Annotated in this window: 23 protein-coding genes; 6 read left to right on the forward strand and 17 right to left on the reverse strand. The window is 38.7% G+C overall.

Annotated features, from left to right (window positions below):
- Window positions 1-143: 143 nt before the first annotated feature.
- The 3 genes from QCQ61_RS09375 to QCQ61_RS09385 all read right to left on the reverse strand — a co-directional run bounded on the left by QCQ61_RS09375 (window position 144) and on the right by QCQ61_RS09385 (window position 2,183).
- Entirely contained in the window at window positions 144-740 is a 597-nt protein-coding gene (locus QCQ61_RS09375; RefSeq protein ID WP_279447385.1) for a mobile mystery protein B, read from the reverse strand.
- Window positions 731-1,192, reverse strand: a complete 462-nt coding sequence (locus tag QCQ61_RS09380; RefSeq protein ID WP_279447386.1) for a mobile mystery protein A — start codon at window positions 1,190-1,192, stop codon at window positions 731-733. The genes QCQ61_RS09375 and QCQ61_RS09380 overlap by 10 nt, the downstream gene beginning before the upstream one ends.
- 382 nt (window positions 1,193-1,574) lie before the next feature.
- A complete protein-coding gene (locus tag QCQ61_RS09385) occupies window positions 1,575-2,183 on the reverse strand; it encodes an alpha-ketoglutarate-dependent dioxygenase AlkB family protein (RefSeq protein ID WP_279450250.1) in 609 nt (202 codons plus the stop codon).
- Between the two features lie 251 nt (window positions 2,184-2,434).
- On the opposite strand from QCQ61_RS09385, the gene QCQ61_RS09390 reads away from it, so the two are divergent.
- A complete protein-coding gene (locus tag QCQ61_RS09390; RefSeq protein WP_279447387.1) occupies window positions 2,435-2,995 on the forward strand; it encodes a LemA family protein in 561 nt (186 codons plus the stop codon).
- A gap of 135 nt (window positions 2,996-3,130) precedes the next feature.
- Window positions 3,131-4,804, forward strand: coding sequence for a DUF2207 domain-containing protein (locus tag QCQ61_RS09395; protein ID WP_279447388.1), 1,674 nt, complete (start codon window positions 3,131-3,133; stop codon window positions 4,802-4,804).
- 118 nt (window positions 4,805-4,922) lie between these two features.
- Here QCQ61_RS09395 and QCQ61_RS09400 read toward each other — a convergent pair whose 3' ends face one another.
- Complete coding sequence (locus QCQ61_RS09400; RefSeq protein WP_279447389.1) at window positions 4,923-5,738, reverse strand: 2,3,4,5-tetrahydropyridine-2,6-dicarboxylate N-succinyltransferase; 816 nt, start codon at window positions 5,736-5,738, stop codon at window positions 4,923-4,925.
- Between the two features lie 16 nt (window positions 5,739-5,754).
- Window positions 5,755-6,642, reverse strand: a complete 888-nt coding sequence (locus QCQ61_RS09405; protein WP_279447390.1) for a hypothetical protein — start codon at window positions 6,640-6,642, stop codon at window positions 5,755-5,757.
- Between the two features lie 100 nt (window positions 6,643-6,742).
- On the opposite strand from QCQ61_RS09405, the gene ruvX reads away from it, so the two are divergent.
- From ruvX to mazG, 4 genes are all read left to right on the forward strand, one after another.
- Entirely contained in the window at window positions 6,743-7,153 is a 411-nt protein-coding gene (gene ruvX / locus QCQ61_RS09410; protein WP_279447391.1) for a Holliday junction resolvase RuvX, read from the forward strand.
- A gap of 59 nt (window positions 7,154-7,212) precedes the next feature.
- Window positions 7,213-7,803 carry a peptide deformylase gene (gene def, locus QCQ61_RS09415; protein WP_279447392.1) on the forward strand — a complete coding sequence of 197 codons (591 nt, stop codon included), beginning with the start codon at window positions 7,213-7,215 and terminating at the stop codon, window positions 7,801-7,803.
- Between the two features lie 65 nt (window positions 7,804-7,868).
- Entirely contained in the window at window positions 7,869-8,429 is a 561-nt protein-coding gene (locus tag QCQ61_RS09420; RefSeq protein WP_347814818.1) for a DUF5606 family protein, read from the forward strand.
- A 182-nt stretch (window positions 8,430-8,611) separates the two neighbouring features.
- The gene (mazG, locus tag QCQ61_RS09425) at window positions 8,612-9,406 is read left to right on the forward strand and encodes a nucleoside triphosphate pyrophosphohydrolase (protein WP_279447393.1); all 795 of its coding nucleotides are present in this window, start codon (window positions 8,612-8,614) and stop codon (window positions 9,404-9,406) included.
- A gap of 43 nt (window positions 9,407-9,449) precedes the next feature.
- On the opposite strand, the gene QCQ61_RS09430 is transcribed toward mazG, so the two are convergent.
- From QCQ61_RS09430 to QCQ61_RS09485, 12 genes are all read right to left on the reverse strand, one after another.
- A complete protein-coding gene (locus QCQ61_RS09430; protein WP_279447394.1) occupies window positions 9,450-11,627 on the reverse strand; it encodes a DUF349 domain-containing protein in 2,178 nt (725 codons plus the stop codon).
- A 102-nt stretch (window positions 11,628-11,729) separates the two neighbouring features.
- Complete coding sequence (locus tag QCQ61_RS09435) at window positions 11,730-12,461, reverse strand: shikimate dehydrogenase family protein (protein ID WP_279450251.1); 732 nt, start codon at window positions 12,459-12,461, stop codon at window positions 11,730-11,732.
- A complete protein-coding gene (locus QCQ61_RS09440) occupies window positions 12,454-13,476 on the reverse strand; it encodes a DUF368 domain-containing protein (RefSeq protein WP_279447395.1) in 1,023 nt (340 codons plus the stop codon). The genes QCQ61_RS09435 and QCQ61_RS09440 overlap by 8 nt, the downstream gene beginning before the upstream one ends.
- A gap of 48 nt (window positions 13,477-13,524) precedes the next feature.
- On the reverse strand, window positions 13,525-14,502 hold the full coding sequence (locus QCQ61_RS09445; RefSeq protein WP_279447396.1) for a DUF368 domain-containing protein: 978 nt from the start codon (window positions 14,500-14,502) through the stop codon (window positions 13,525-13,527).
- Between the two features lie 36 nt (window positions 14,503-14,538).
- Window positions 14,539-15,939 carry a tetratricopeptide repeat protein gene (locus QCQ61_RS09450; RefSeq protein ID WP_279447398.1) on the reverse strand — a complete coding sequence of 467 codons (1,401 nt, stop codon included), beginning with the start codon at window positions 15,937-15,939 and terminating at the stop codon, window positions 14,539-14,541.
- Window positions 15,940-16,081: 142 nt separating this feature from the next.
- Window positions 16,082-17,266 (reverse strand): aspartate aminotransferase family protein, encoded by a 1,185-nt coding sequence (locus tag QCQ61_RS09455; RefSeq protein ID WP_279447399.1) that lies wholly within the window; start codon window positions 17,264-17,266, stop codon window positions 16,082-16,084.
- Window positions 17,267-17,337: 71 nt separating this feature from the next.
- Window positions 17,338-19,101: an OstA-like protein gene (locus tag QCQ61_RS09460; protein ID WP_279447400.1), complete on the reverse strand. Its 1,764-nt coding sequence runs from the start codon at window positions 19,099-19,101 to the stop codon at window positions 17,338-17,340.
- 112 nt (window positions 19,102-19,213) lie between these two features.
- A complete protein-coding gene (locus QCQ61_RS09465; RefSeq protein ID WP_279447401.1) occupies window positions 19,214-20,488 on the reverse strand; it encodes an adenylosuccinate synthase in 1,275 nt (424 codons plus the stop codon).
- A 6-nt stretch (window positions 20,489-20,494) separates the two neighbouring features.
- A complete protein-coding gene (locus QCQ61_RS09470; RefSeq protein WP_279447402.1) occupies window positions 20,495-20,968 on the reverse strand; it encodes a Fur family transcriptional regulator in 474 nt (157 codons plus the stop codon).
- 204 nt (window positions 20,969-21,172) lie between these two features.
- Complete coding sequence (locus tag QCQ61_RS09475; protein ID WP_279447404.1) at window positions 21,173-23,377, reverse strand: RelA/SpoT family protein; 2,205 nt, start codon at window positions 23,375-23,377, stop codon at window positions 21,173-21,175.
- Window positions 23,378-23,528: 151 nt separating this feature from the next.
- Window positions 23,529-23,849, reverse strand: a complete 321-nt coding sequence (locus tag QCQ61_RS09480) for a hypothetical protein (protein WP_279447406.1) — start codon at window positions 23,847-23,849, stop codon at window positions 23,529-23,531.
- A gap of 86 nt (window positions 23,850-23,935) precedes the next feature.
- Window positions 23,936-25,099: a M28 family peptidase gene (locus QCQ61_RS09485; RefSeq protein ID WP_279447409.1), complete on the reverse strand. Its 1,164-nt coding sequence runs from the start codon at window positions 25,097-25,099 to the stop codon at window positions 23,936-23,938.
- Between the last annotated feature and the right edge of the window lie 67 nt (window positions 25,100-25,166).

Below are 25,166 nucleotides of genomic sequence, written 5' to 3' on the forward strand. Positions count from 1 at the left end.
TTTGTAGGGATGAGCTATTGTGCAGCTAACTTAACAATTACAAATTAAACTTTTCTGCGAGTTTGTGGATAATTGGCAAGGATGGGTGTTTAGATATTTGTAAGCAAGCGTGTGCTCACAATTATTTTTAGCCAGTGCTGGTTTTAGGTTTTGCTAAATTTAATTAATGGTTTGATGTTTCCGTCGTCTGCCGCTTGTAATGCAGTAATATATTTTTTTCTCGTGTCATCTACACTTGTCATATTTGAATTATGCCAACTGAAAATATCTTTTTTGAAAATAGATTCAATAATTATATCGGCCATCATTCTTGAGTGCCTACCATTTCCATTTGGAAAGCAATAAATTGAGACAATTCTATGCTTAAACCTAATTGCTATTTCTTCTGGCGAATACGTTTTATTTTTTATCCAGTATTTGGTGTCGTCAATGAGCTTTTTTAATTCTACACCAATTTGACTCCAATGTATTCCAATATTTTTGTCGGTCTTTCTAAATTCTCCTGCCCATTTCCAAACATCGCCATACATTCTTTTATGAAAGTCTTTTATAAATTTTTCAGTTAGTATTTTTTCTGGTTTTAAATTGGCGTGTATAGTCCATTCAACAGCCTTTTCAATGTTTAGCTGTTCAAATTGATCCAATTCTTTTTGCGTGGTTATAGACTTAATCTTAAGGCCTTCCTTTTCTTCTTCATCTAAAGGCGTTTGACTATCCTGGTCTTGCAATTCTAATCCCATAATGATTTTTTCATCTCGCGTTTTATTTCATTCGCCAGTTCTTTAATGGTTTCATTAATATTTTTATCTCCTATTCCTTGGTTTTCTAATTTCATATTTTGATTGGTTCTTAGCACTATTTTCTCAGCCAGTTTCTCAGCTTTTAAACTAATAAGATTATCAATGGTTCCATCTTTAGGGACAAATCCATAAACTAATTTTAAATCTAATGCTTCGCCCACTTCTTTTAATGACTTAATTGAAATAGAACCTTTTGCCTCGCTCTCTTCAATATTCCTAACACCTTGTCTGGTAATTTTAAGCTTGGCGCCAAGTTGCGCCATAGTCATATTAAGGGCAGTCCGAATTGTATTTATCCATCCTTTAGCAGGAACCAAAACCATTTCTGTTTTTTGAAAAGGCTGAAGTTTTTGGTCTAATTGTTCAATTAAAAGTTTCCTCTTATTTCTCATAATTTGTAATGAATTAGGTTTGCAAATTTTCTATAATGTAAACTAATATAATTACAAAAATATAAATAAGTAAAGATATATCCTTACATATTACAGAATAAGTACAGGTGATGGTTTACTTTTTTAGAATTTTTTGATTGTGCAAGGGGGGAATAATGGAGATTGGTTTAGTAATTAGGAAGCCAATTTTGTTGTAACTGTACAGAAATTTCGCAAGTTAAGAATCGTTGTGTACAATCCCGATAGCCCTTTTTTTTCTTAATTCTATGGTGAATTATAAATAACAATGCCCCAAGCAAAAGCGCAATAAATGCACTTCAAAAGCTTAAAAAGTTAGCCCAAACCCCAAATTCAAAATCACTAAAGAGTAACAATTTAATCTTTACCCCACTATCGTTCTAAATGTCAAATTAACCCTCGGAAAATCCACTTTTTTAGTTGGCGGTAAACGGTGTAGCCAGTGCTTTTGGGTGGTGCCAGCCATTATTAAAAGGCTACCGTGTTCTAAATTTATTGAAATTGTTTCCTTCGTCTCTTTGTGTTTAAAAGCAAATTTCCGCTCCGCCCCAAAACTTACTGAGGCAATAGCGCCGTTCTTTTTAAGATCCTTTTCAGCATCACTGTGCCACGTCATGCCCTCTTCGCCAGTGTGGTAAAGGTTTAGTAAACAACTGTTAAATGTTTCACCGCAAACGGATTCAATGTGTTTTTTTAGTTGAAGCAATTCAGGAGTCCACAAATGGGCTGTCTTGGTTACTTTGGAATACGTGTATTCAAATTCGCGTTCGCCATACCAAGCTGCCTTTCGTTTGGTAATAATCTTTTTTCCGAAAATAATTACTTCGTCATTTTTCCAAACAATTGTGTGTAACAATAAGTCGAAATAACGGTTTGCCGCTGCTTCAGTAAAAACCCTGCCGTAGTAATTTACCGTTCCGTCCTTGGGTAGCAAATTGCGATTGATATCCATTTTAAAATTGAACAATTCCATTTCTGTCAAAACTATTATATTTTTCTATTGATGGACAAATAAAATAGCGACTAATTCGGTAAATTCCATAATATATATGCCAGCTATGGATTGCAATGTTTAGCGCATTCCACTATTTCTTACTATTTATGGCCTTCGTTTAAATAATTCAATTACAATATATTATACCGCTATTTTTGGATGGATGTTTTCCACATTTTAAAAGAATTATAGTATCTTAGTTTTTCATTTTAAACTAACAACCAAATACTATGAGTACCATTCTACTTTTAATAGGCGTAATAGTTGTTGCGGGCCTTTTGCTCGTAATTGTTTACAACCGTTTTGTGAAAAACAAAAATATGGTAAAAGACGCCTGGAGCAATATAGACGTGGCCCTAAAACGTCGATACGATTTAATTCCAAACCTTGTTGAAACCGTAAAAGGCTACGCCGCACACGAAAAGTCAACTTTAGAAAACGTAATACAAGCCAGAAATGCAGCAATGGCAGTGCCTTCCGATGAAATAAATGCAAAGATAAAAGCCGAAAACCAATTGCAGCAAACCTTGCGAAGTATTTTTGCTTTAAGCGAAGCATATCCGGACCTAAAGGCAAATGCAGGGTTTATAGACCTACAGCAGAAACTCAACGAAATAGAGGAAAACCTTGAACGCAGCCGCAGATACTACAATGGCACGGTTCGCGAAAACAATACCTATGGCGAAAGTTTCCCCGGAGTACTGTTTGCCGGTATGCTAAACTATCAACACTTCGATTATTTTGAAGTTGACGAGGCTACCCGTGAAAACGTAAAAGTGAGTTTTAACTAAGGCCGTATCTACCTCATACCAGTTTTTGGGGCAAACCCAGTGAACAAAACTTGAAACTATTGCACTATTTTAATAACTGAAAAGGTGACTATAAGTAAAAAGCATAATTGTTATTATCGTAAAACCCTGTTGCTGTTGCTCTTTGCACTACTGCTTTGTTTAAAATCCATCGCACAGGGATTTACGGTAAATCATTGCCAAGTAGATATCTACATTCACGAAGAAGGTTATTTTGATGTAGTTGAAAAATACGATTTAACTTTTTCGGTTTACAAACACGGCATTTACCGAAATATTCAAACCAATTATGAGCTGCTAACAGAAAATGGAACCCAGGAAGAACGCCGTATTAAAATTAGGAACATAAAGGTGCCAAACCATAAGTTTGAAGCCGATTTCGATTTTGTACAAAAGCTTAGTGACAATCTTCAAATAAAAATTGGCGATAAGGATGTAACGGTTATCGGACCGCAACATTACGAAATAAAATACCGGGTTTACAACGCTTTCCTTTTCGAAAAGGAATATATACGGTTTTATTGGAACATTAAAGCTTCGGACTGGAGCGCCGCTTTCGATAAAATAGACTTCTCCATTCACCTTCCCCAAAACGTGGAATTAGGGTTAGATGATATATTTGTATATTCTGGGTTTACAGGTGAAACGGTGGAAAGTTCAAATTTTAATGTAGCCTATAATGATGGCGTGTTTACCGCTAAAAGCATTCCAGAGTTTAAATCCTACAGCGGTCAGAGTGTTACGGTTCTGGTAAACCTACCGTTAAATTCGGTAACGGAAATAAAACCCATGTGGCCTTTTTGGACGCATTACGGGTGGACCCTCATTTTGGGCGTATTACTGCTAGTGTTTTACGCAATTTGGAATAAATACGGGAAAGACGATAGGGTAGTGGCAACCACCAGTTATTTTCCACCAAATGGCATTGATCCGTCTATGGCCGGATTTTTAATTGACGATAGTGAAGATACGCAAGACCTAATTTCATTAATCCCATATTGGGGCTCACGCGGACTTATAACTATGGAGCAGATTCCCAAAAAGGGCTGGTTCGCGAAGGACGATACCAAACTTACCCGACTTAGACCCTTACCCGATGGCGCTCCGGATTATGAAGTAAAAATTTTTAGTGGCCTTTTTGGAAGTGCTTCCAATCACGGAAAGGAAGAAGTACTAATCAGCAGTCTTAAGGATACTTTTTACACTAAAATGGCTAGCGCCAAAACCATGCTAAAACAAAAGGCTCAAAAATATTACGATCCCAAAGCCAAAAAAATTCAAACACGAACCATCATTGGAGTCTTACTAAGTGGGGTAGTGCTATTTATGATATTTCTGTTCTCATGGGGCCTCCTTGAAGCTCTGGCAGTAATTCCTGTTGTTGTTTTCTTATTGTTTATGAGCGTACATTTAGTGAAGAAAAACGCCAAAGGCAACCAAATACTCTCCGAATTAAAAGGGTTTAGAAACTTTATAAAAATAGCCGAAGAAAACAAACTAAAAATGCTGCTTCACGATAGTCCTTCCTATTTTGAAACTACCATGGGCTACGCTCTTGCCTTTGGTTTGTTTGAACAATGGGCAAAGAAGTTTGAGGCACTCAACGTTCAACCGCCAAGTTGGTACACCTCGTCAACGGGTGCTTTTACTATGAATAATTTCTCTAATTCGTTTACTTCTTCTATTTCAGCCGCAAAATCTACCATGGTAAGCTCGCCTTCCAGCAGTAGTTCCGGAGGTGGTGGATCTTCGGGAGGTGGCTTTGGTGGGGGTGGTGGCGGCAGCTGGTAGTTGCGATAGCCTTAAAACACCAAATTAGCACAACAAGACACTCACACGAGCGAACTTTTTATAGTTTTATAAAAAACATCGGTTTTCACCTGTATAAAACATATGGCCATTCCTAATGTTACACCGCAACACTGTATTCGCGCAGCGCATCGTTTAACGAGGTTTTAAGGTTGGTGCTTTCCTTTCGCTGCCCGATAATTAAGGCGCAGGGCACTTGGTATTCCCCAGCGGGAAACTTTTTGGTATAGCTGCCTGGAATAACCACAGAACGCGGCGGCACGGCTCCTTTTAACTCAACCGGGGTTTCTCCCGTAACGTCTATTATTTTTGTTGAAGCCGTAAGCACCACATTGGCGCCTAACACAGCTTCCTTTCCAACGCGAACGCCTTCCACCACAATACAGCGCGAACCAATAAATGCACCATCCTCAATAATAACTGGTGCGGCTTGCAAAGGTTCTAAAACCCCTCCTATGCCCACACCACCGCTGAGGTGTACATTTTTACCAATCTGGGCACAACTGCCCACCGTGGCCCAAGTATCTACCATTGTGCCTTCATCTACATAAGCGCCAATATTTACATAACTCGGCATTAAAATCACTCCGCTCGAAATATAGGCCCCGTGTCGTGCAACCGCATGTGGCACTACGCGAATTCCTTTCGCCTCGTACCCGGATTTTAAAGGAATTTTATCGTGATATTCAAAAATACCAACCTCCATTGTTTTCATCATTTGAATAGGGAAGTAGAGCACAATTGCCTTTTTAACCCATTCGTTTACCAGCCACCCGTCTTCCGAAGGCTCGGCGCAGCGCAATTTGCCTTGGTCGCAGTAATTAACTACTTCACGTATGGCTACAATTGTTTCGGTTTCAGACAAAAGGGAACGATCGTCCCAAGCTTTTTCTATGGTTTTTTGTAATTCTTGCATGGTTATAAGGCTTTTATTATTGGTACATAAGCGTAAGATACGCATCTCCGTTACTATGGGGTAAAACTATTTTTGTGGGATAGTTTTCAATATTGTATTCAAAATTAAACGTTCCAATACCGTCTGCTGATTCAACCGAACTAATATTGTTTTTATTGAAATAGACAATCAGGTTATCGTCATCTCCGGGCGAATAACCCCCAAAATTAGGATGCGAATCTACAGCTTCAAGTTGTTTAATTGTTAACCCATTTGGAAGTTTGTAGTCAAAAACAAATAATGGGTTCAATTTATCGTCAAAAGTATAATTGAATGTACGGTAAGGATCGTTTCTACTGAAACGTTGCGACGCAACGGTTACATTGCCATTTGCATCATATTCAAAGTTTATAAAATTTATAAAATCCTGTACATCGTCATAAAACCTATCTGCAGATACAATATATCCAGCTGCATTTAAATTCATTCTAATGGCGTTAGTTGTACCTTCGTCTATATAAATCGCGTTGTTCCGGTAAGTGAAAGTTTGAGTGTAATCTGAATTATAACCCACGAAATGACGAGTCTTTAAGTTTCCATCGGAATAATACGTATAGGTAGTTTCCCTCGAAGGGAAGGTAGAAGTAGAGTGTATTTTGCTAATTTTAATTAACTCACCTGAATTGTTATAAATGAAATGATGATTATAATCTAGAAAATCTCCAACGTACTCTTTTCTAAGAATAAGGGTGTTGTTGGCATACACTAACGTGTCCGTGGTAGTTTCACCCACCGAAGTAAAAGCAGTAAGATACTGCCGTTCGGCTATTGGATCTTCGTTTTCTTCCTGCGTAATTGGGTCGTCAGTAGAGCTACAGGAAAGGAGTATAAGGCAACTAAGAAGTATATAAATTGGGGACTGCATAGTATATATTTAAGTAAAAGTACAAATATAGCTTCTGTTATTTAATTATAAAATGGAATTTTAGCATACTATTTCTTAATCCCTTATTTTTGCAGTCGGTATGGGACGGATTTTAGCTTTAGATTACGGTAGCAAACGCACTGGCATCGCCATTACAGACGAGTTGCAATTAATTGCTTCTGGTTTAACCACAGTAGCTACTCCTGAATTATTAGATTTTCTGAAAAAGTATTTTACTTCAGAAAAAGTTGAATTAGTTCTGGTAGGGGAGCCAAAACAAAAAGATGGCACTCCTTCCAACATCGAAGATGAAATTCAAAAGTTCTTAAAGAAATTTTCGAATGTTTTTCCCGACCTACAAGTTAAGCGGGTTGATGAACGCTATACCAGTAAAATGGCTTTTCAAACAATGATTGATAGCGGCCTTAAAAAAAAACAACGCCAAAATAAAGCCTTGGTAGACGAAATAAGCGCGACTATTATTTTGCAAGAATATCTTTATAACAAATAGATTGACGATTTTTCAATTCATTGAAGCCAAACAAATAACAATATCAATATACATTAAAAATGATTTTACCCATAATAGCCTACGGCGACCCTGTTTTACGAAAAGAAACCGTAGAAGTAACCCCAGATTATCCCAATCTGGATAAGGTAATCGAAAATATGTTCGAAACCATGTACGAGGCTCACGGCATTGGCCTTGCAGCGCCACAGGTAAATTTGCCAATCCGTTTATTTATAGTAGATGCCACCCCGTTTGAAGAAGACGAAGACCTTTCGGACGAAGAACAAAAATTTGTTTCTACCTTTAAAAGGGTTTTTATAAATGCGCGTATTATTGAAGAATCCGGCGATGAATGGGCTTTTAACGAAGGCTGTTTAAGCATTCCAGACGTGCGCGAAGATGTTTTTCGCCAACCCGATATTGTAATGGAATATCAAGACGAAAACTTCAAAAAACACAAAGAGACTTTTAGCGGTATTGTGGCCCGTATCATTCAGCACGAATACGATCATATTGAGGGAATTCTCTTTACAGACAAGCTTTCCCCCTTGAAAAAGAGATTGATTAAAAGCAAGCTGATCAACATTTCTAAAGGAAAAGTGGGCATAGATTATAAGATGAAATTTCCCAACGCAAAAAAGAAACGTTAACACGCTTGTTTATATTAACCAAACCAAAGATATTTGTATCCATTAAAACATTTTAAAGGTAATTTATGAGCTTAGAAAAAGTGCTTTCCATTTCAGGTAAACCTGGACTTTACAAATTAAAATCACAAACCCGAGCGGGCTTTTTGGCCGAATCGCTATTAGACGGTAAAACAATAAACGTAAGCGGTCGCCACAATGTGAGCCTGCTTTCCGAAATTGCTATTTATACCCTCACCGAAGAAGTGCCGCTTCGCGAAGTTTTCAAGAAAATTTCTGAAAAGGAAAACGGCAAGGAAACCATAAATCACAAAGCCTCCAAAGAGGAATTGGAAGAGTTCTTCTTCGGGGTTATGCCAGACTATGACGAAGATCGCGTATATGCAAGCGATATTAAAAAAGTGGTGCAATGGTATAATATGCTCATCAAAAACGGAATAACAGATTTCTCTGAAGCCGAAGAAAGTGAAGAAGACCAAACCGAAACTGACGAAACTAAAGACACAAAAAAGCCAGCCGCCAAAAAAGCCGCTGCGCCAAAGCCCGCAGCTCCTAAGGCTGCTGCGCCAAAAGCTTCTTCAGCTAAAAAAGGCGGATCTACTAAAAATGCAGCTTCACGCAAAACCTAAAATTTGGTTACTGAACTTTTAGGCTATTAAGTTATACAGTATAAATCCTCAAGTCCTAAATGGATTTGGGGATTTTTTGTTACGTTAAAACTGGGCAAACAAAGTAGTCGTTATTTAGTGGCAAATTATTTACATTGTAACCCACAAATCACGAATTCCAAATTAACCAATCCCGAAGCAAAATGAATTCCCGAAAAGACCAACTAAAAGCATTCGATAGATTATTAACCATTATGGATGAGTTGCGCGAGCAATGCCCGTGGGACAAAAAACAAACCATGGAAACCCTGCGCCATCTAACCATCGAAGAAACCTACGAGTTGGGCGATGCTATCTTGGAAAACAATCTGCAGGAAGTAAAAAAGGAATTGGGCGATGTGCTGTTGCATATTGTTTTTTATGCAAAAATAGGCAGCGAAACAAACCATTTTGATATCGCAGATGTATGCAATACTATTTGCGATAAGTTAATTTCGCGCCACCCACATATTTATAGCGATGTAAAGGTGAAAGATGAAGAAGAAGTAAAACGAAATTGGGAAAACTTAAAGCTAAAAGAAGGAAAAACAAGCGTATTGGAAGGCGTTCCCAAATCGCTTCCGGCCTTGGTAAAAGCCAGCAGAATTCAAGAAAAGGTCGCCGGTGTAGGATTTGACTGGGAAGAACCACAGCAGGTTTTTGAAAAATTACAGGAAGAACTCGGGGAGCTACAACACGAGATAAATGATAATAATCCTGAAAAAATAGAAGCCGAATTTGGCGATGTACTCTTCTCTATGATTAACTACGCCAGATTTCTGAATGTAAATCCTGAAAACGCGCTGGAACGTACCAATAAAAAGTTTATTAATCGCTTTCAATATTTGGAAGGCAAAGCCAAGGAAATGAACAAATCTCTAAAAGATATGACCCTGGCCGAAATGGATATATATTGGAACGAAGCCAAAAAATCAGATACCCCCTCGTCCCCCGCGTAGAGAAGCAGTGCGGTGCGTCTCTACAGGACAACAAAAATATATATTATTCCCGCACCTCTTTTATTTTCGATAATTTAGCCTTCCAAACCTCTAATTGTTCCTTGTGGCGTGCAATGTTATTATGCACTTCCTTTACCAACGGATTGCTTTCATCTACATGATGGAAAAAACCTAAATTGTTTTCCAGCTGTCTAATTTCATCCCGGGTTTCATCAATCTTTTTCGAAATAAAGAAATGCTCGTTTTGTAGTTTTCGTTCGTCTTCGCGATTTACTAACGTATTAAGTTTATTGTCAAATTTAATAAGCTCGGTTTCTTTTTTGCCCAAATCTAGCTTAGAGAATAAACCGTCTAATGTTTTATTAAATTTCTGCTCAATATTTCGCTTGTTATACGGTACGCGGCCTATTTCTTTCCAAGCGGTAATATGTTCCTTAATCGATTTTAAATCGACTTTATGGTCGCCACTCAATTCAAAAGAATTCAGTTTTTCAAGCATTTTTTGCTTAGTTTCAAAATGTGCAACTTCTTCTTTGTTAGCCTCGTTTTTCTGGGCGTGCAATCTGTCAAAATAATGATTGCAGGCTTTTTTAAACTGCTTCCAAATTTTGTCGCTGTCCTTACGCGGTACGTGCCCGATGCTTTTCCAATCGTTCTGAATTTTCTTCATCAATTGGGTGGTGGCGTCAAAATCTTCGCTGTCCTTATTTTCCTCTGCAATTTTTATAAGCTCGCGTTTCTTTTCCAGATTAGCGTATTGCTCCTTTTTCTGGTTTTTATAAAAACTGTTTTTTAAGTGATTAAAGTTTCCGGTGGCATCTTTAAATGCCTTCCAAATTTCCTTGTTGTTTGCGCGTGGTACTCTTCCGGTGTTAAAAAATGTATCCCGAAGTTCCTGAACATTTTTAATGGCATTTTGCCAGCCCTGATGACTCGGTTTTGCTTCTTCCGCAGCCTTCTTTATAGCTTCAATTAGTTCTTTTTTCTTTTCGAGGTTTTCCTCAAAATCCTTTTCCATGGCTGCCAATTGTTCTTGGCGTCTATCGTGGATTACCTTTGTGGCCTCACTAAATTTATCCCAAACTTCGTCGCGATATTCCTTAGCAACGGGACCAATATCTTCCTTCCACATTTTGTGAAGCATCTGCAATTCGCGGAATGCCTTATTTATATCGGCTTCCTGGGTAAGTTCTTCGGCACGGGTAATAAGCTTTAACTTGGCGTCGAGATTGTGTTTAAAATCTAAGTCGCGAAACTCGCGGTTTAAATGCAAAAAGTCGTAAAAATTCTCAACGTGATGATGGTACGTATTCCAAACGGTGTTGTACTTATCTCTGGGAATAGCGCCGGCCAAGTGCCACTTTTCCTGAATTTCCTTAAAGTGCTTATACGTAGTATTTATATTTTCCTCAGCGCCTAAAAGCCCTTTTAATTCCTCAATTAATTCCCAGCGTTTGTCTAGGTTAGATTGAAGATCCTTTTTAAGATTTTTATAGTGGTTGTTGCGCTTCTCTTTATAATCGAAATAAAGCGAATTAAATTCCTTTTTTAAAGGCGTTGTATAATGAAAGTCAATAATGTTTCCGCCGTCTGCTAAAAATTCTTCCTTTTTGCGTTCCAATTCTTCATTAAACTTGCTGTTAAATTCAGAACGGATTTCTTCAACATCGTGCTTTAATTCCTGTATTTTCTTGCTCTTTAAAAGTTTGTCGAACTCTGCCACCAATTCTTTTTCCGAAAGGGTACTGTAGTCTTTTTGAGCAGTTTCCTCGGCATGCTCATCTTCTTCTTCATCTTCAGACGAGGCAACTTCCTCTTCATCTTCCTCTTCCGAAGCTTCAGTTTCCGCAACGGTCGTTTCGGTAGTATCGCTATCTGCAGATTCTATTTTTTCGTTGGTAGTTGGCTCTAAAGTATCTTTTTCAGCAACAGCTTGCTTTTCATCTACCATAGCATTTTCAACAACGGTTCCCTTTTCCAATTTTTCCGCTTCCGTAGTAGTTTTATCAGCAGCGTCATCAGTTTTTAAGCTGTTTTCTGAATTTTCCTCAGAAGGTTTATCCGTTTCCGTTTTTACAGCAGTATCTTCAGTCGTAACTTCTTCTACCGTTTCTTCTTTTGAAGTTGCAGTATCTTCAGTTTCATCTTTTGTTCGCTCAGTGGTTTTGCTGGTTGAAATTTCTTTCTCGTTTTCTTCCTGTGGCAAGTTTTTGTCAGACATTTTTTTCAATGTTTAGGTTCTTTTTTCTTGGAGGGTCAATATACTAACAACTGCGCAATTGGCAAAGCACACAGCGGTTTTTTGAAATTTTTTATACGAATTTTATGAATTCCAGATTTCCCAGGCTTTCTCTGCTTGTAGCTCTAGCATTTTTAAGCCATTGCTGCATTTAGCCCCGTGTTGTTTTCCGCGTTTTAAAAATTCCGTCTCGGCGGGGTTGTAGATTAAATCGAAAAGTAAATGCTCTTTCGTAAGAAATTGATAGGGAATTGCCGGACATTCGCTTACATTCGGAAAAGTGCCCAAGGGCGTGCAATTAACAACTAAGGAGTGATTTTCAATTGTGCTGCGGTCTATTTCAGCATAAGTTAACCTATTTGTGCCCTGCTTTCTGCTTACAAATTTATACGTGAACCCTAACTTTTCCAACGCGTACGCCACGGCTTTGGAAGCCCCGCCCGTTCCTAAAATTAATGCCGTTTTTTGCCGAAGTGGCAAATAAGACTCCAGTGCCTTTTGAAATCCGAAATAATCGGTATTGTAACCCGTTAATCGTTTGTCTGAAGATATTTTAACAGTGTTTACAGCTCCTATTTTTTCTGCTTCAATATGTAAAGCGTTTAAATACGGAAGTATTGCCTGCTTATACGGAATAGTAACGTTTAACCCCTTTAATGATTGGTTTTTCTGCAAAACCTTTGGAAAGAGCTCAATTGTTTTTATATCGAAATTCAAATAAATGTGGGGAAGATCTTCTCTTTCAAATTTTTTGGAAAAATACGTTCTTGAAAATGAATAATCAATATTTCTGCCCAATAACCCAAACTTAGCCATGATGTCTGTTTTTATGATTGTCATACCAATCTAGGCTTAGCACGATTAAAATTCCTATAATTATAAAAACAATGGCATACATGGTTTCTGAATTAAATTCCGAAGGAAAATATCGGGTGTAGCCCACAATTATATCTCTACCATTGGCATCCACTTTTATATTGCCGAAGCTGTCAAAAACGTACTTTTCTTCCTTCCACGGCCAAACCACTCCCAACGAACCGGCAATAAACCCAATAATTACCGCGTACGTGGCTTTTTTAAATCGTTTTAAAACATAGGCCAAAAGGTGTGATAACGAAACTAAACCTACCAACGAACCCAACGAAAATACCGCCAAAACCTCTAGTAATTCAATGCGCTGTGTGTTATAAATCCAGCTAAAATCAAATTGAAATACATCTATAAACGTATCGAATAGGGCATTTACGGAATCTACCAAAAGCAGCACATAATTCCCCAAAAGCATAAGAATAAACGAACCGGAAAGCCCCGGAAGCGTCATCCCCGAAACACTGATTATTCCGCAGAAAAACACAAAAAAGAGATTGTTGTTTTCTTTGGCTGGTTCTAAGAAACTAATTGCAACTCCCGCAATTACCCCGCATAAAAGATAGGCTACGTACTTTCGATTCCAATCCCCAAAATCCTTCGCAATAAAATAAATGGAGCCGATAATCATTCCGAAGAAGGCACTCCAAACGTACAGTTCGTAATGCACTATAAGATAATCCAGAATTTTGGAAACGCTAAAATAGCTAATTACCATTCCTAAAATCAACAACCCCAAAAACTGTCCGTTTATATATTGGTAAAAACTTTTAAAACGGCCTCCCCACAGGAGCTTAAAAGCTTTCTTGTTTATTTTTTGAAGTGAATAAATAAATTCCTCGTAAAATCCAGCCACAAATGCCACTACTCCGCCCGAAACTCCAGGTACCTTATTGGCCGCACCCATCCCGAGCCCTTTTAGGACTAGCCAAGTTTTATCTGAAATGGAGCGATTTTCGTACAATGCGAATGTTTCTTGTTAAGCGTTTATAGCTACTTAATTATTGTATTTTCAATTGCCAATTGTTTCTTTTTTCGTTGCAACCCGTTCCAGTAAAAAGATTGTCAGAAAACCTATTACTGCGAAAATTAACGCGTATAAAATTTGTGGATTGCCATCAAAATTTTGAGGTAGCACACTCCGTTCAATAAATGGAACTTCCTGCCCAGCGTGATTCATTCTGTATTGCAGCACTTCTTTCCACGGCCAGATTTTGTTTAACGCCCCAATCATAAAACCGGTAAGTACCCCCAAAATTAGATTTTTATGATGTTTAAACATCCAGTTTAAGACTTTAGAAAATACTTTTAATCCTAAAATTGCACCCACGGCAAAGATTAATAGTTTCCCCAACGCCCCCATTATTAGCGAGCTGTTTAATGTTGTAACGCCTTCCCCAAATTGGGTTACAATACCAATAACGGTAGTGTATGCGCCCAATAGCAATAAAATAAAAGCGCCCGATATACCGGGAAGTATCATTGCTATAATTGCAATAAATCCTGCAAAAAACAGGAACCAAGTACTATCTGGCGAACCCACAGGATCTGCAATGGTAATTAAATATGATGCCACGGAGGCGAGTAATATTGCCACAATTACACTCCACCGCCAATTACTTATTTGATTGCCCACATATACAATACTGGCGATTACAAGACCGAAGAAAAACGACCAAACCAGTATCGGGTAAACGTCTAATAGATAGGTTATAAGTTTTGCAAGGGAGATTATACTTATAAAAACTCCCGAAAACAAGGCGAGTAAAAAGCCCAGATTGTAATGCTTCCATGCTGTTATAAAACTTTCGCTTTTCCAAATTTTGAAAAAGCCAAGATCTATGTTATGAATGGTTTCAATAAGCTCTTCGTAAATTCCGGAAATAAAGGCGATAGTACCGCCGGAGACACCTGGAACAACATCGGCAGCGCCCATTGCGAGCCCTTTGGCAGTTATTGTTAAATACTGAATAAAATTTCTTTGAGGCATAGGTTTTCTTTACAAATAACCCCAAAAATACAGAAATTAAATCGAAGGATTTTTGTGTTGTTTAATTATTTCCACAACCGATTTCATTTGGATTATCTGCGGGAACAGCTCTTCGATAATCATTAAAAATTCAGGTTCAGATTTCAAGGCATTTTTAAGGTGAAATGCGCCCTTGTCGCTTTCGCTTAGCGTGTAGTACAGTCCAGAAAGACGGTATTCTATCTCGGCGTGCTCGGGGTAAAATTCCAAAGCTTGGTTAAAATTGTTTACCGCTGCTTCAAATTCGCCGAGGTTAATTAATATATCGCCGCGGGTTAACCACGATTCTATTTCGTAATTGCCTAACTCCAATGCTTTTCTAAAACCAACTTCAGCTTCTTCAAAAAGGTTTAACTTGTTGTTTATTTTAGCATAACGCTTCCAATAATGAACGTTTTCACCATCAATGCTTATTGCTTTTTCAATATAATATAACGCTTTTTGAAACTGCTTATTTTTTAAATAGAAATCGGTTATGGCAATCCAGCCCTTGTCTAAGAGCGAATCCTCGGCTACACATTTGGTGTAAAATTGAATCGCCATTTCGGTATTGCCCAATTTTTCGTAACATTTCCCCATTCGCAATAGCGCATAGGAGGTAGGATCGTCTAAGCCCAAAGTAATGCTATAACTATCTACCGCTTCGGTATATCTTTTTAGTTTTTCGAGTACGCGGCCCTTTTCTAGATATGCGCCAATAAAACGGTCGTCGCTAATAATGGCAAAATCGTAGGCGGCAAGCGCTTTTTTATAGTCTTTAAGCTCGTAATACATTTTACCAACTTGGTGCCAAGCAACTTCGCAATACGGATTTTTATTTAAGAAATCGTTTAAATAATTTATGGCAGCTTCGTATTCATCAAGAAATTCAAAACAATAGATTACGTTGTAAAGCGCCGAATAATCTTCTTCGTCTATTTCCAAACACTTTATAAAACATTGTTTTGCGTTTTGGTAATCTTCCAGAAAAAGATGTTCCATTCCCAATAAGGACAAAACATCGGCCTTGTCGTCTGTAATTTCTAAGGCTTGTTCCAAAAGAAGGATTGCCTCTTTGTGCTTATCGCGGCGCGAAAAGATATTTGCTTTTTGAATGTAAATTTCCTCATTGCCCTGCTCTAATAAGTGGAGCTCGTCCAATAATTCATCTGCGATGTCTAATTGGTTTTCAAAAATGTACATTTCAATTCTAAAAAGTTTCAGATTGGTGGAAGATGGATGCTGCTCCAATCCTAATTTGGTGGCTTTTTTAGCTAGTGCAATTTTGCCGTTTTCTAGGTAATGGTGCACTATCTCTTCAAATTCCTCTGAGTCGAAAAATAGAACGCTGTTGGTTTTCAACATGGATTCAAATCTTTCCAGCGAGAAGTTGTTATGCTCGTTTGAACTTAATTGCATACGCACGTTTTAACGGGTTTCTTCTATTTTAAAGATAATAATGTATAAATAAGTTCAATAGTTATGCCGTGTTTCTTGTTAACGTACTTATCAACAAAAACGAAGCTTGTAAAAGCTTATATATAAAGGCTTTATGTGTTTTTTATTGCTGTTTTACCGCGTTTAAAACCTCTGTCAGTATTTTACAGCCTTCCTCAATTTCGTCAATACTGATTGTGAGCGGTGGCGTAATACGGATGGCGCGGCCTTCAAAAAGCAGCCAAAAAAGAACCAATCCGCGATCTTTGCAGGCGAGGATTACTTCGCTGGCAATATCTGCAGTTTCAACCATTGCCGCAAGCATTAAACCTCTTCCACGCACTTCTTTTATCATGGGGTGTTTAAGCAATTTTCTGAAAAGCTTTTCCTTTTGAAGCGTTTGCGCAATAAGATCTGTTTCGGTAATTTCCTGAAGTGTTGCCAAAGCGGCAGCGGCAATTACGGGGTTTCCGCCAAAAGTAGTAATATGCCCCAATTTAGGATTGTCCTGTAGCAAGGCCATTACCGCTCGTGAAGCCGTAAATGCACCAATTGGTAGCCCACCGCCCATTCCTTTTCCCATTACCAATATGTCGGGCGTAATGCCAAAATGTTGAAAAGCAAATAGCTTTCCGGTTCGGCCAAAACCGGGCTGTATTTCATCTAAAATTAAAAGGGTGCCGGTTTTATCACATTGCTGCCGTACTTTTTTTAGAAAATCATTCTTGGGTTCAATAAAACCGGCACCGCCTTGAATGGTTTCCAAAATTATGGCTGCCGTTTTCTCGGTTATCTTTTGGATAGCTGCTTCGCTATTAAAATTTATAGCAAAACAATCTGGCACCAATGGTTTAAATGCATTTTTGCGTTCCTCAAAACCCATCACGCTCATCGAGCCCATAGTATTGCCGTGATATGCGTTGTTTGCGTACAAAATTTGCGTTCTTCCCGTGGCACGGCGCGCGAGCTTTAAAGCGCCCTCAATTGCCTCGGTACCACTGTTTACAAGGTATGTAGTGTCTAAACTCTTTGGGAGATTATCTGCGAGCAACTTTGCAAGGGCCACCGGTTGGTTCTGAATATACTCGCCATAAACCATAACATGCAAATATTTTTCAGCTTGTTCTTTTATTGCCGAAACAACTCGCGGATGGCAATGCCCCAATGTGCAAGCTGAAACGCCCGCAACAAAATCTAAGTGCTTTTTACCGGAAGTGTCATAAATATAACTCCCTACAGCATGCGAAATTTCCAACGCCAACGGATGGGGTGTAGTCTGCGCTTGGTATTTGTAGAAATCGTCTTTCATTTAATTGGGTGTCAGCTTTTGCATAATCGAAGCCTTCTTTGAGATTCTTGACTGGGCTCGAACGGACATTATTAATTAATGTTTGGTATAGAATCATTCCCCTTCTTTTGGATGGAATCCCGTTTCGCTTCGCTTTCCAAAGTTTCGGGTTTGGGATCGTCGGGTCTATTTTGCAAATCTTTCGGACTCAGTTTTGATTCCTCGGGAAGTTCAATTTCATCTTCTGGCAGCTCCTCAAAAAATTCACCTTCATCTTTCGGTAACGGTATTCCAGTTATCTTCGGAAGTACGGGTGCAGGTTTTCCCTTAAATAAATCTTCTACAGCAAATAATCGTTCATCGCCCCGCCATTGAAAGCCCGGAAGCAATCGTGCATTTTCGGGTAGCAGGGAGGGCGGATACACTTTTCCATCAGCTTTTTTTATAAACCTAATTCCGGTAATTTGCTGCTCTTCCAAATACATTTGAATGGAACTGGAAACTGTATTGTTTATACCTACCAATTCGTCTTTGTCGTTTCGCGAATAATAGATTACTTGTGTGTTTTTATTGATATTTACGGTATCTAATTCATTATTTGTGAATAGCCCAATAAGCCGCTCTCCCTTTACTTGATTAAAGCCCATACTGTCCTTTTGCACCAAAAATGCATTGTTGAATACTTTAAGCGTATCGAGTTTATCGGTAATGGTATCTGAAAGTAAATGAATGGTGTCGCCAGTCATTTGGTTTTCGCCGCTCCAAAGTACAGGATTTCGCAAAAGTTTGGTAATTCCGCGTTTTTCATTCACATAAATAGAATCGCATTTTCCACTGGTTGGGTCGTCGCCAGCTTTCCCGGGTTTAAAAAGACGAGCGCGATAAAACCCTCTTAAAATTCTATTGTCCGGCTTACCGGTAACCCGCAAGGTATCTGCATGTACATAAATGGAATCTGTATCGCGTACCGTTATCGCTACAGCGCGTTTGGTAATAAAAACGGAGTCCTTTTCGCGGAAAACTTCTGCGTAATGCCCGCGGATTACACTTTTGTTGATAGTGTCTAACACGCGAATGTTATTGGTGGCAGAAGCAAAATTTTTATTGCGGTCAAAATAAATACTATCGCCGTACAAGGTTCGGTTCTCGTAATCTACTTTTGAATTTTTTACAAAATAACCCGTATCCCCACGCGTGTCGTAATATCCGCGTTCACAGTAAACAGTGCTAGTTTCGCTTACAATTGTGGAAGGGCCGTAAAGATACGCAGCTCCAGACTCCGAATAAAAATCTAATTGATTGCTGTTTACGGTATATTTCGGATTAACAATTTTTACATTTTGAAGGAATTGATATTTTTTACTTTCAGCAAAATACCTACCCGATCTACTTGTTAACACGCTGGCAGTATCCTGTACCGTGCCGCCGGTTCTGTAATAAGCCTGTTGTTTTATTCGGTCAAAATAGAGAGTATCTGTTTTTAATGTGGTTTTTGGCTCGGTTAAAACTACATCGCCAGTAGCGAATGCAAACTGTGTATTTCCGTTGTATTCGGCGTATTTGCTGTTCATAGACACCGTGTCGCCTTGACTTATACGCACGTCGCCATAAGCTTTTACAAAATTACTTTTTAAGTAAACAAACGCTTGGTCGCACCACATTTCTACCCCTTCGTGCACAATATAAACTTGGCCTGTCTCGTCTTTGGTATAAATAGCCGCGTCGGGAAATTCTGGTCGTAATTCCAGATAACCGGATTGTATATCTACCTTTTGTTTTTCCTGGGCAGTAAGGGTGGCTCCATATCCGAAAAGAAGAAAAAAAAGAAAAAAACTATATATCGAATTTACTCTCAAATAATATTATGTTTAAAATCCCAAGTTTCAAATCCCAAATCCCAAATTTCAAATCCCAAGATTTTCATCCTAGCGCAGTCGAAGGGCTAAATCTCAACCTAAAACCTCCAGCTTAATCCCGATGAATAGTCTGTTTTCTATCTGGCCCAACGGAAACTATTTTAATAGGCACTTCCAGTTCTTTTTCCAGGAAATCGATATAATCATTTAAAGCTTGTGGCATTTGTGAAGCGTCAGTCATTTGGGTTAAATCTGCATGCCAGCCTTTCATTTCGGTGTAAACCGGCGTAACATTTTCGGCTTCAATATTATATGGAAAATGATGAATGGTTTCACCATTATAATTATAAGCGGTACATACTTTTAGGGTTTCAAAACCACTTAAAACGTCGCCTTTCATCATTATTAACTGGGTTACTCCATTTACCTGCACCGCATAGCGTAGTGCTACCAAATCTAACCAGCCACAGCGTCTCGGACGCCCTGTGGTTGCGCCAAACTCATTCCCGATACGGCCCATGGATTCGCCAACTTCATCAAAAAGTTCAGTAGGGAAGGGGCCACTACCCACGCGGGTTGTGTATGCTTTAAATATTCCAAAAACTTCCTTTATTTTACCCGGTGCTACCCCTAAGCCTGTACAGGCTCCGGCAGCTGTGGTATTGGATGAGGTAACAAAAGGATAGGTTCCAAAATCTATATCGAGCAACGAACCTTGAGCGCCTTCGGCAAGAATTGTTTTACCTTCCTTTTGTGCTTGATGAAGGTATTCTTCACTATCAATAAATGTTAGGTTTTTTAAGACTTCAACAGCCTTAAAGAATTCGGCTTCAAGATCGGCTAAATCGTACTGCACATCTACATTGTAAAAACCAATCATCGCTTCGTGCTTATCGGCCAAAGCTCTATATTTTTCTTGCCAGTTTTCCAATTCCAGATCGCCTACCCGTATTCCGTTTCTACCTGTTTTGTCCATATAGGTAGGGCCAATTCCCTTTAAAGTAGAGCCTATTTTTGCCTTTCCTTTTGAAGCTTCGGAAGCCGCATCCAACAAGCGGTGAGTGGGTAATATAAGATGTGCTTTTCGCGAAATAAGTAAGCTCTTTTTAAGGTCTAGATTAAATTTCGCGAGATTGTCTAATTCCCTTTTAAAAATTACCGGATCAATTACAACCCCGTTGCCGACCAAATTGATGGTGCCTTCGTGAAAAATTCCACTCGGGATGGTGTGCAACACGTGTTTATGACCGTCAAATTCCAGTGTATGCCCAGCATTTGGTCCGCCCTGAAAACGTGCAATTATATTGTAGTTTTTTGTTAGAACATCGACAATTTTTCCTTTGCCTTCGTCGCCCCATTGTAGTCCAAGTAGTAAGTCTACTGCCATAATTTTTTATTGATTGTTCCCGTCATCGGATGTGGCGGGCGTTTTTTTAGTTCCGTAGAAATATAGTGAATGGTTTGTTATTTCAATATTAAAAACCTCTTCAATTGTTTTTTTGATGCTGTGGATGCGCGGGTCGCAAAACTCAATTACCTCGCCATCTGTAAGGATAACATGATCGTGATTGCGATCAAAATACGACTTTTCGTAATGAGCTTGGTTTTGGCCAAATTGATGCTTGCGTACCAAGCCGCACTCTAATAGTAATTCAATGGTATTGTAAAGCGTGGCACGGCTAACGCGGTAATTTTTATTCTTCATATTTATGTACAGCGACTCAATATCGAAATGGTCGTCGTGGTCGTAAATTTCTTGTAGAATAGCGTAGCGTTCAGGCGTTTTTCGGTGTCCCTTATCTTCGAGAAAACCGGTGAAAACATTCTTTACAATGGCCTGATTTGTTATGTCTGTTTTTGAACTCATAATTAAGTTTGCAAAGTTACTCAAATTTTAGATGTGGCATTGGCGAAATGATAGAAAATGAAAGTCATCCGTGAAATGGACCTAACCTTCACCCGACAACCCACAACCTCCAACCGATAACCGTCAACCCACAACCCACAACCGTCAACCGTCAACCGACAACCGACAACTGACAACCGTCACCCGACAACCGTCACCCGACAATTAAATTCGCGTAACCTTATCAATTCCATTAATTTTTTTAATGTTTTCAACAAGATTGTTTAGTATGGTTTTGTTTTTTACAACTACTACAATTTTACCTGTGAAAACCCCGTCGTTACTGTCAAAATGAACACTCTTCATATCTATGTGCAGGTTGTTCGAAATTACTTTTGTCACTTCGTTTACCAACCCAATGGTATCAATACCGCTTATGGTTAAAACTGCTTTAAATTCGCGTTGGGTGCTGTCAATCCATTTGGCAGGCATAATGCGATAGCTGTAATTGCTCTGTAATTGCAATGCGTTAGGGCAATTGGTTTTATGAATTTTAATACCTTCATTAACGGTTACAAAGCCGAAAACATTATCGCCCGGAATTGGGTTACAACAGTTCGCTATTTTATAATCCAGCTTATCTTCGTTTTTGCCAAAAACAAGTTGGTCAAATTTTTCGGTAATTTCCTCCTTATTAACATCTTCGGGCTTCTCTGGCTTGCGTATCCTATTTTTAAAGAAGCTAATAAATGCATTGCTTCGCGAAGCTGCAAAATCCTTCAGTTTCGGGTTGTCAATAATACCTGCCCCTACGCGGTAGTACAAGTCTAAACTCGTTTTTACCTTAAAGAAAACAACTAGTTGATTTAAGGTGTGTTCGTCTAAATTTATCTTTAAGGATTTTAATTTGCGCGCTAATATTATTTTTCCTTCTTCGGCAAGTTGTTTCTTTTCGTCTTTTAATGAAGATTTAATCTTGGAACGGGCGCGACCCGTAGTGGCATAATTTAGCCAGTTGGCCGTTGGCTTAGAGCTTTCGGAGGTTATAACTTCTACTTGATCGCCGCTTTTAAGTTCGTGGCTTAGCGGCACTAATTTTCCGTTTACTTTTGTGCCACGGGTGTGCATTCCTATTTCGGTGTGAATGTGGAATGCGAAATCCAAACCAGTTGCTCCTTTTGGAAGGGAATACAAATCGCCCTTTGGTGAAAACACGAAGATTTCCTTTGCATAGAGATTCAGTTTAAATTCCTCCACAAAATCCACCGCGCTGATTTCTGAATTCTCTAAGGTTTCCTGTAATTTGTTTAACCAATTTTCAAGACCTCCGTCGTCTTTTTCCTTGTTTTTGTATTTGTAGTGAGCAGCAAAACCTTTTTCGGCAATTTCATTCATTCGTTCACTGCGAATCTGTACTTCTACCCAGCGTCCTTTTGGCCCCATAACGGTAATGTGCAGTGCCTCGTAACCAGTAGATTTGGGTGAGGAAATCCAATCGCGCAAACGAATAGGGTTGGGGCGAAAATGATCTGTAACGATAGAATATATTTTCCAAGCAAAGAACTTTTCGTTTTCGGGGGCGCTTTTATAAATAATCCGAACGGCGAACTTGTCGTAAACCTCGTCAAAACTCACATTTTGAGCCAGCATTTTCCTTCGGATTGAAAAGATAGACTTTGGCCTACCTTTAATTTCGTATTCTAAATTTTCGGCGTCCAAAGTGTTTTTAATCACTTTTGTAAATGCTTCAATATATGCGTCCTGTTCTTCTTTGCTTTCCTTTATTCTTCCTAAAATATCTGCATAAACTTCGGGTTCGGTAAACTTTAAGCCTAAATCCTCCAATTCAGATTTTATGTTATAAAGCCCTATCCGGTGGGCTAGGGGAGCATAAATATAAAGCGTTTCCGAAGCTATTTTTTGCTGTTTATCCCGCGGCATGCTTTCCATGGTTTGCATATTGTGCAACCTATCTGCAATTTTTATGATAATTACGCGAATGTCTTCATTTAACGTAAGAAGCATTTTCCGAAAGTTTTCGGCTTGCATAGAAACATCTTCGGCCATGTTTATATGTGCAATCTTAGTGAGGCCGTCTACAATTCGTGCTACCACCACGCCAAACATTCGTTCTATGTCGTCTAGGTTGTAATCGGTGTCCTCCACCACATCGTGCAAAAGGGCAGCTGCAATAGATGTAGCGTCTAATCCAATCTCCGAAGCAACGATTTTAGCGACCGCAATGGGGTGAAAAATATAAGCCTCGCCACTTTTGCGGCGCTGGTCTTTATGGGCATCTACAGCCAAGTCAAAAGCACTGCGAATCAGTTTTTTATCCTCTTTTGTGAGGGTTCTGTAACTAATTTTCAGCAACTGTTTGTATTGCTTTGCGAGCTCCTTTTTCTCTTCTTCTATTGCGGCTTCTGTCATAAACCTAAATGTACTGATAACTAATTTAATTGGCAAGAAAATTATCGCGACGCCTTAAAATACCCAGATTCGTAAAAGCACGGCTAATTCTTCAACTGAAAAGAGAAATGATAGCGGTACGCATGATTTAATCGTGAGTTATAGGATTGTTTTACCGCTCTAATAGTTTGTTCGAAACTTTATAAGTAGCCGAATATGTAAGCTCAGCCTGCGAAGTTTTAAAAGTTAAATACGCTTTATTATACCATCTTGGGTCGGTGGCTTTTTTCTTAAAATCGGTATGTGCAGCAGTTGTGTGCATTTTATTTTGCTCCCAAGTTTCAATAGTGTAAACGCCAATTCCGAAGTAGGCAACACGCTCAAGAACAATTTTGAAATCGGCTTCAGAAAATCGATGCACATCCACATCGTCGTTGTTCAGGTTTTCTAAATCTACAAAAATGTTCTTTTCTAAAAACTCTGATTGTTCCATATGCTAACGGTTGTGTTGTTTTTATAATTGCTAATTAAATGTAAAACTAGCATTCTTTAAATAAAATAAGAGGTTGAATTAATGGCTTATTCCAAAACAATTTTTTTAACTACCCGATAATTTTCGGACTGAAATATTCCGAAGTAAATTCCTCTTTTTAAACCAGATATGCTAATGTAGTTGGTTGAATTGTTTAAGGGGTTGTTATAAACCATCTTTCCCAATACATCAAATACGGTAAGCTCAATTTTTTCCGCTGGAAGTGCGCTAAATGAAACCGTAAATTGGCCCTTGGAAGGATTGGGAAAAATAACAATATTTTTAGTAAAGTCATTTTCAAAAACACCTAACGGTTCGCGTCCCAACGCAAAATGTAGAGCCGATCCCAAAGCTCCTTTGGTTACTTCAAAAACGTAATTGAGATCCATGTTTTCAATAACATCGTCTGGAGTATGCGGATAAGGCGATTCATTTGCTTCGTATAAACCGGTAATTATTTCACCATTATTTTCAAATGGCACATAGTCTGATCCGTATGCGTTTGAAATTGTAGTTTGCAAACTTGAATAAAGCCCAAAGCAGTTAGCCATTTCTTGAGTGGCCTGCGCAGATGCAGCATTGTTTGAGTTAGGCGCACTTTCGTCGCGTTCGCAAACAATTGTATTGTTGTTCATACCGGCAACACCTCCTACTTCATCTATGTTTAAAACCAATTTTATATCTAGATTTTCTGGTATTACAGTGTTGTTTACATAGTACTCACTGCCAATTAAACCTTCTTCCTCGCCGCTAAAGTGAATAAATTTGATGGAGTATTCGGTATCTACGTTTTTTAGCAGTCTTGCCAATTCTAATAAAAGTACCGTGCCACTGCCATTATCATTGGCACCAGGGCCATTTAGGGTGTCGTAATGGCCGTCTAGTATTAAAAAGGTATTTGGGTAAACGCTCCCTGTTTTTGTAACAATTATATTTGATGTTACCTGGCCGTAAACGGTAAAGGGTTGCGTTTCAATGTCGGTATATCCCAAGGTTTGGTATCTGTTAATTATCCAGTCCTTCGCATTTTCAATAGCATTGGTTCCGGGCTCTTTAACGCCAAAATTGACCAAAGTTGTAAGGTCGTTACTTAAGTTGGCGGCTGATACGTTTTCAGCAATTTCGTTGTAAAAGGAGTTAAAAACCTGTGCCTTGCTAACCGAAATTGAAAAAACCAGAAGACAAAAAGTTAAGCGGAATGCAAATTTCATTTTAAATTATTTTTTGCGAAAGTATTTCTTTTTCAGTTAAAACTGAACCGGGATGTCTGTTTTTCTG

Source organism: Aequorivita marisscotiae, assembly GCF_029814825.1.
In the GTDB taxonomy this organism is placed as follows: Bacteria; Bacteroidota; Bacteroidia; order Flavobacteriales; family Flavobacteriaceae; genus Aequorivita; species Aequorivita marisscotiae.

Bases quoted from the DNA above. Each gene is read 5' to 3' on its own strand.
- QCQ61_RS09470 (WP_279447402.1), bottom strand. From the start codon at position 20,968: ATGAGTTCAAAAACAGACATAACAAATCAGGCCATTGTAAAGAATGTT.
- def (WP_279447392.1), top strand. From the start codon at position 7,213: ATGATTTTACCCATAATAGCCTACGGCGACCCTGTTTTACGAAAAGAA.
- ruvX (WP_279447391.1), top strand. From the start codon at position 6,743: ATGGGACGGATTTTAGCTTTAGATTACGGTAGCAAACGCACTGGCATC.
- QCQ61_RS09380 (WP_279447386.1), bottom strand. From the start codon at position 1,192: ATGAGAAATAAGAGGAAACTTTTAATTGAACAATTAGACCAAAAACTT.
- QCQ61_RS09400 (WP_279447389.1), bottom strand. From the start codon at position 5,738: ATGCAAGAATTACAAAAAACCATAGAAAAAGCTTGGGACGATCGTTCC.
- QCQ61_RS09485 (WP_279447409.1), bottom strand. From the start codon at position 25,099: ATGAAATTTGCATTCCGCTTAACTTTTTGTCTTCTGGTTTTTTCAATT.
- QCQ61_RS09450 (WP_279447398.1), bottom strand. From the start codon at position 15,939: ATGCAATTAAGTTCAAACGAGCATAACAACTTCTCGCTGGAAAGATTT.
- QCQ61_RS09445 (WP_279447396.1), bottom strand. From the start codon at position 14,502: ATGCCTCAAAGAAATTTTATTCAGTATTTAACAATAACTGCCAAAGGG.
- QCQ61_RS09475 (WP_279447404.1), bottom strand. From the start codon at position 23,377: ATGACAGAAGCCGCAATAGAAGAAGAGAAAAAGGAGCTCGCAAAGCAA.
- QCQ61_RS09480 (WP_279447406.1), bottom strand. From the start codon at position 23,849: ATGGAACAATCAGAGTTTTTAGAAAAGAACATTTTTGTAGATTTAGAA.
- mazG (WP_279447393.1), top strand. From the start codon at position 8,612: ATGAATTCCCGAAAAGACCAACTAAAAGCATTCGATAGATTATTAACC.
- QCQ61_RS09420 (WP_347814818.1), top strand. From the start codon at position 7,869: ATGAGCTTAGAAAAAGTGCTTTCCATTTCAGGTAAACCTGGACTTTAC.
- QCQ61_RS09375 (WP_279447385.1), bottom strand. From the start codon at position 740: ATGGGATTAGAATTGCAAGACCAGGATAGTCAAACGCCTTTAGATGAA.
- QCQ61_RS09405 (WP_279447390.1), bottom strand. From the start codon at position 6,642: ATGCAGTCCCCAATTTATATACTTCTTAGTTGCCTTATACTCCTTTCC.
- QCQ61_RS09390 (WP_279447387.1), top strand. From the start codon at position 2,435: ATGAGTACCATTCTACTTTTAATAGGCGTAATAGTTGTTGCGGGCCTT.
- QCQ61_RS09465 (WP_279447401.1), bottom strand. From the start codon at position 20,488: ATGGCAGTAGACTTACTACTTGGACTACAATGGGGCGACGAAGGCAAA.
- QCQ61_RS09385 (WP_279450250.1), bottom strand. From the start codon at position 2,183: ATGGAATTGTTCAATTTTAAAATGGATATCAATCGCAATTTGCTACCC.
- QCQ61_RS09435 (WP_279450251.1), bottom strand. From the start codon at position 12,461: ATGGCTAAGTTTGGGTTATTGGGCAGAAATATTGATTATTCATTTTCA.
- QCQ61_RS09455 (WP_279447399.1), bottom strand. From the start codon at position 17,266: ATGAAAGACGATTTCTACAAATACCAAGCGCAGACTACACCCCATCCG.
- QCQ61_RS09430 (WP_279447394.1), bottom strand. From the start codon at position 11,627: ATGTCTGACAAAAACTTGCCACAGGAAGAAAACGAGAAAGAAATTTCA.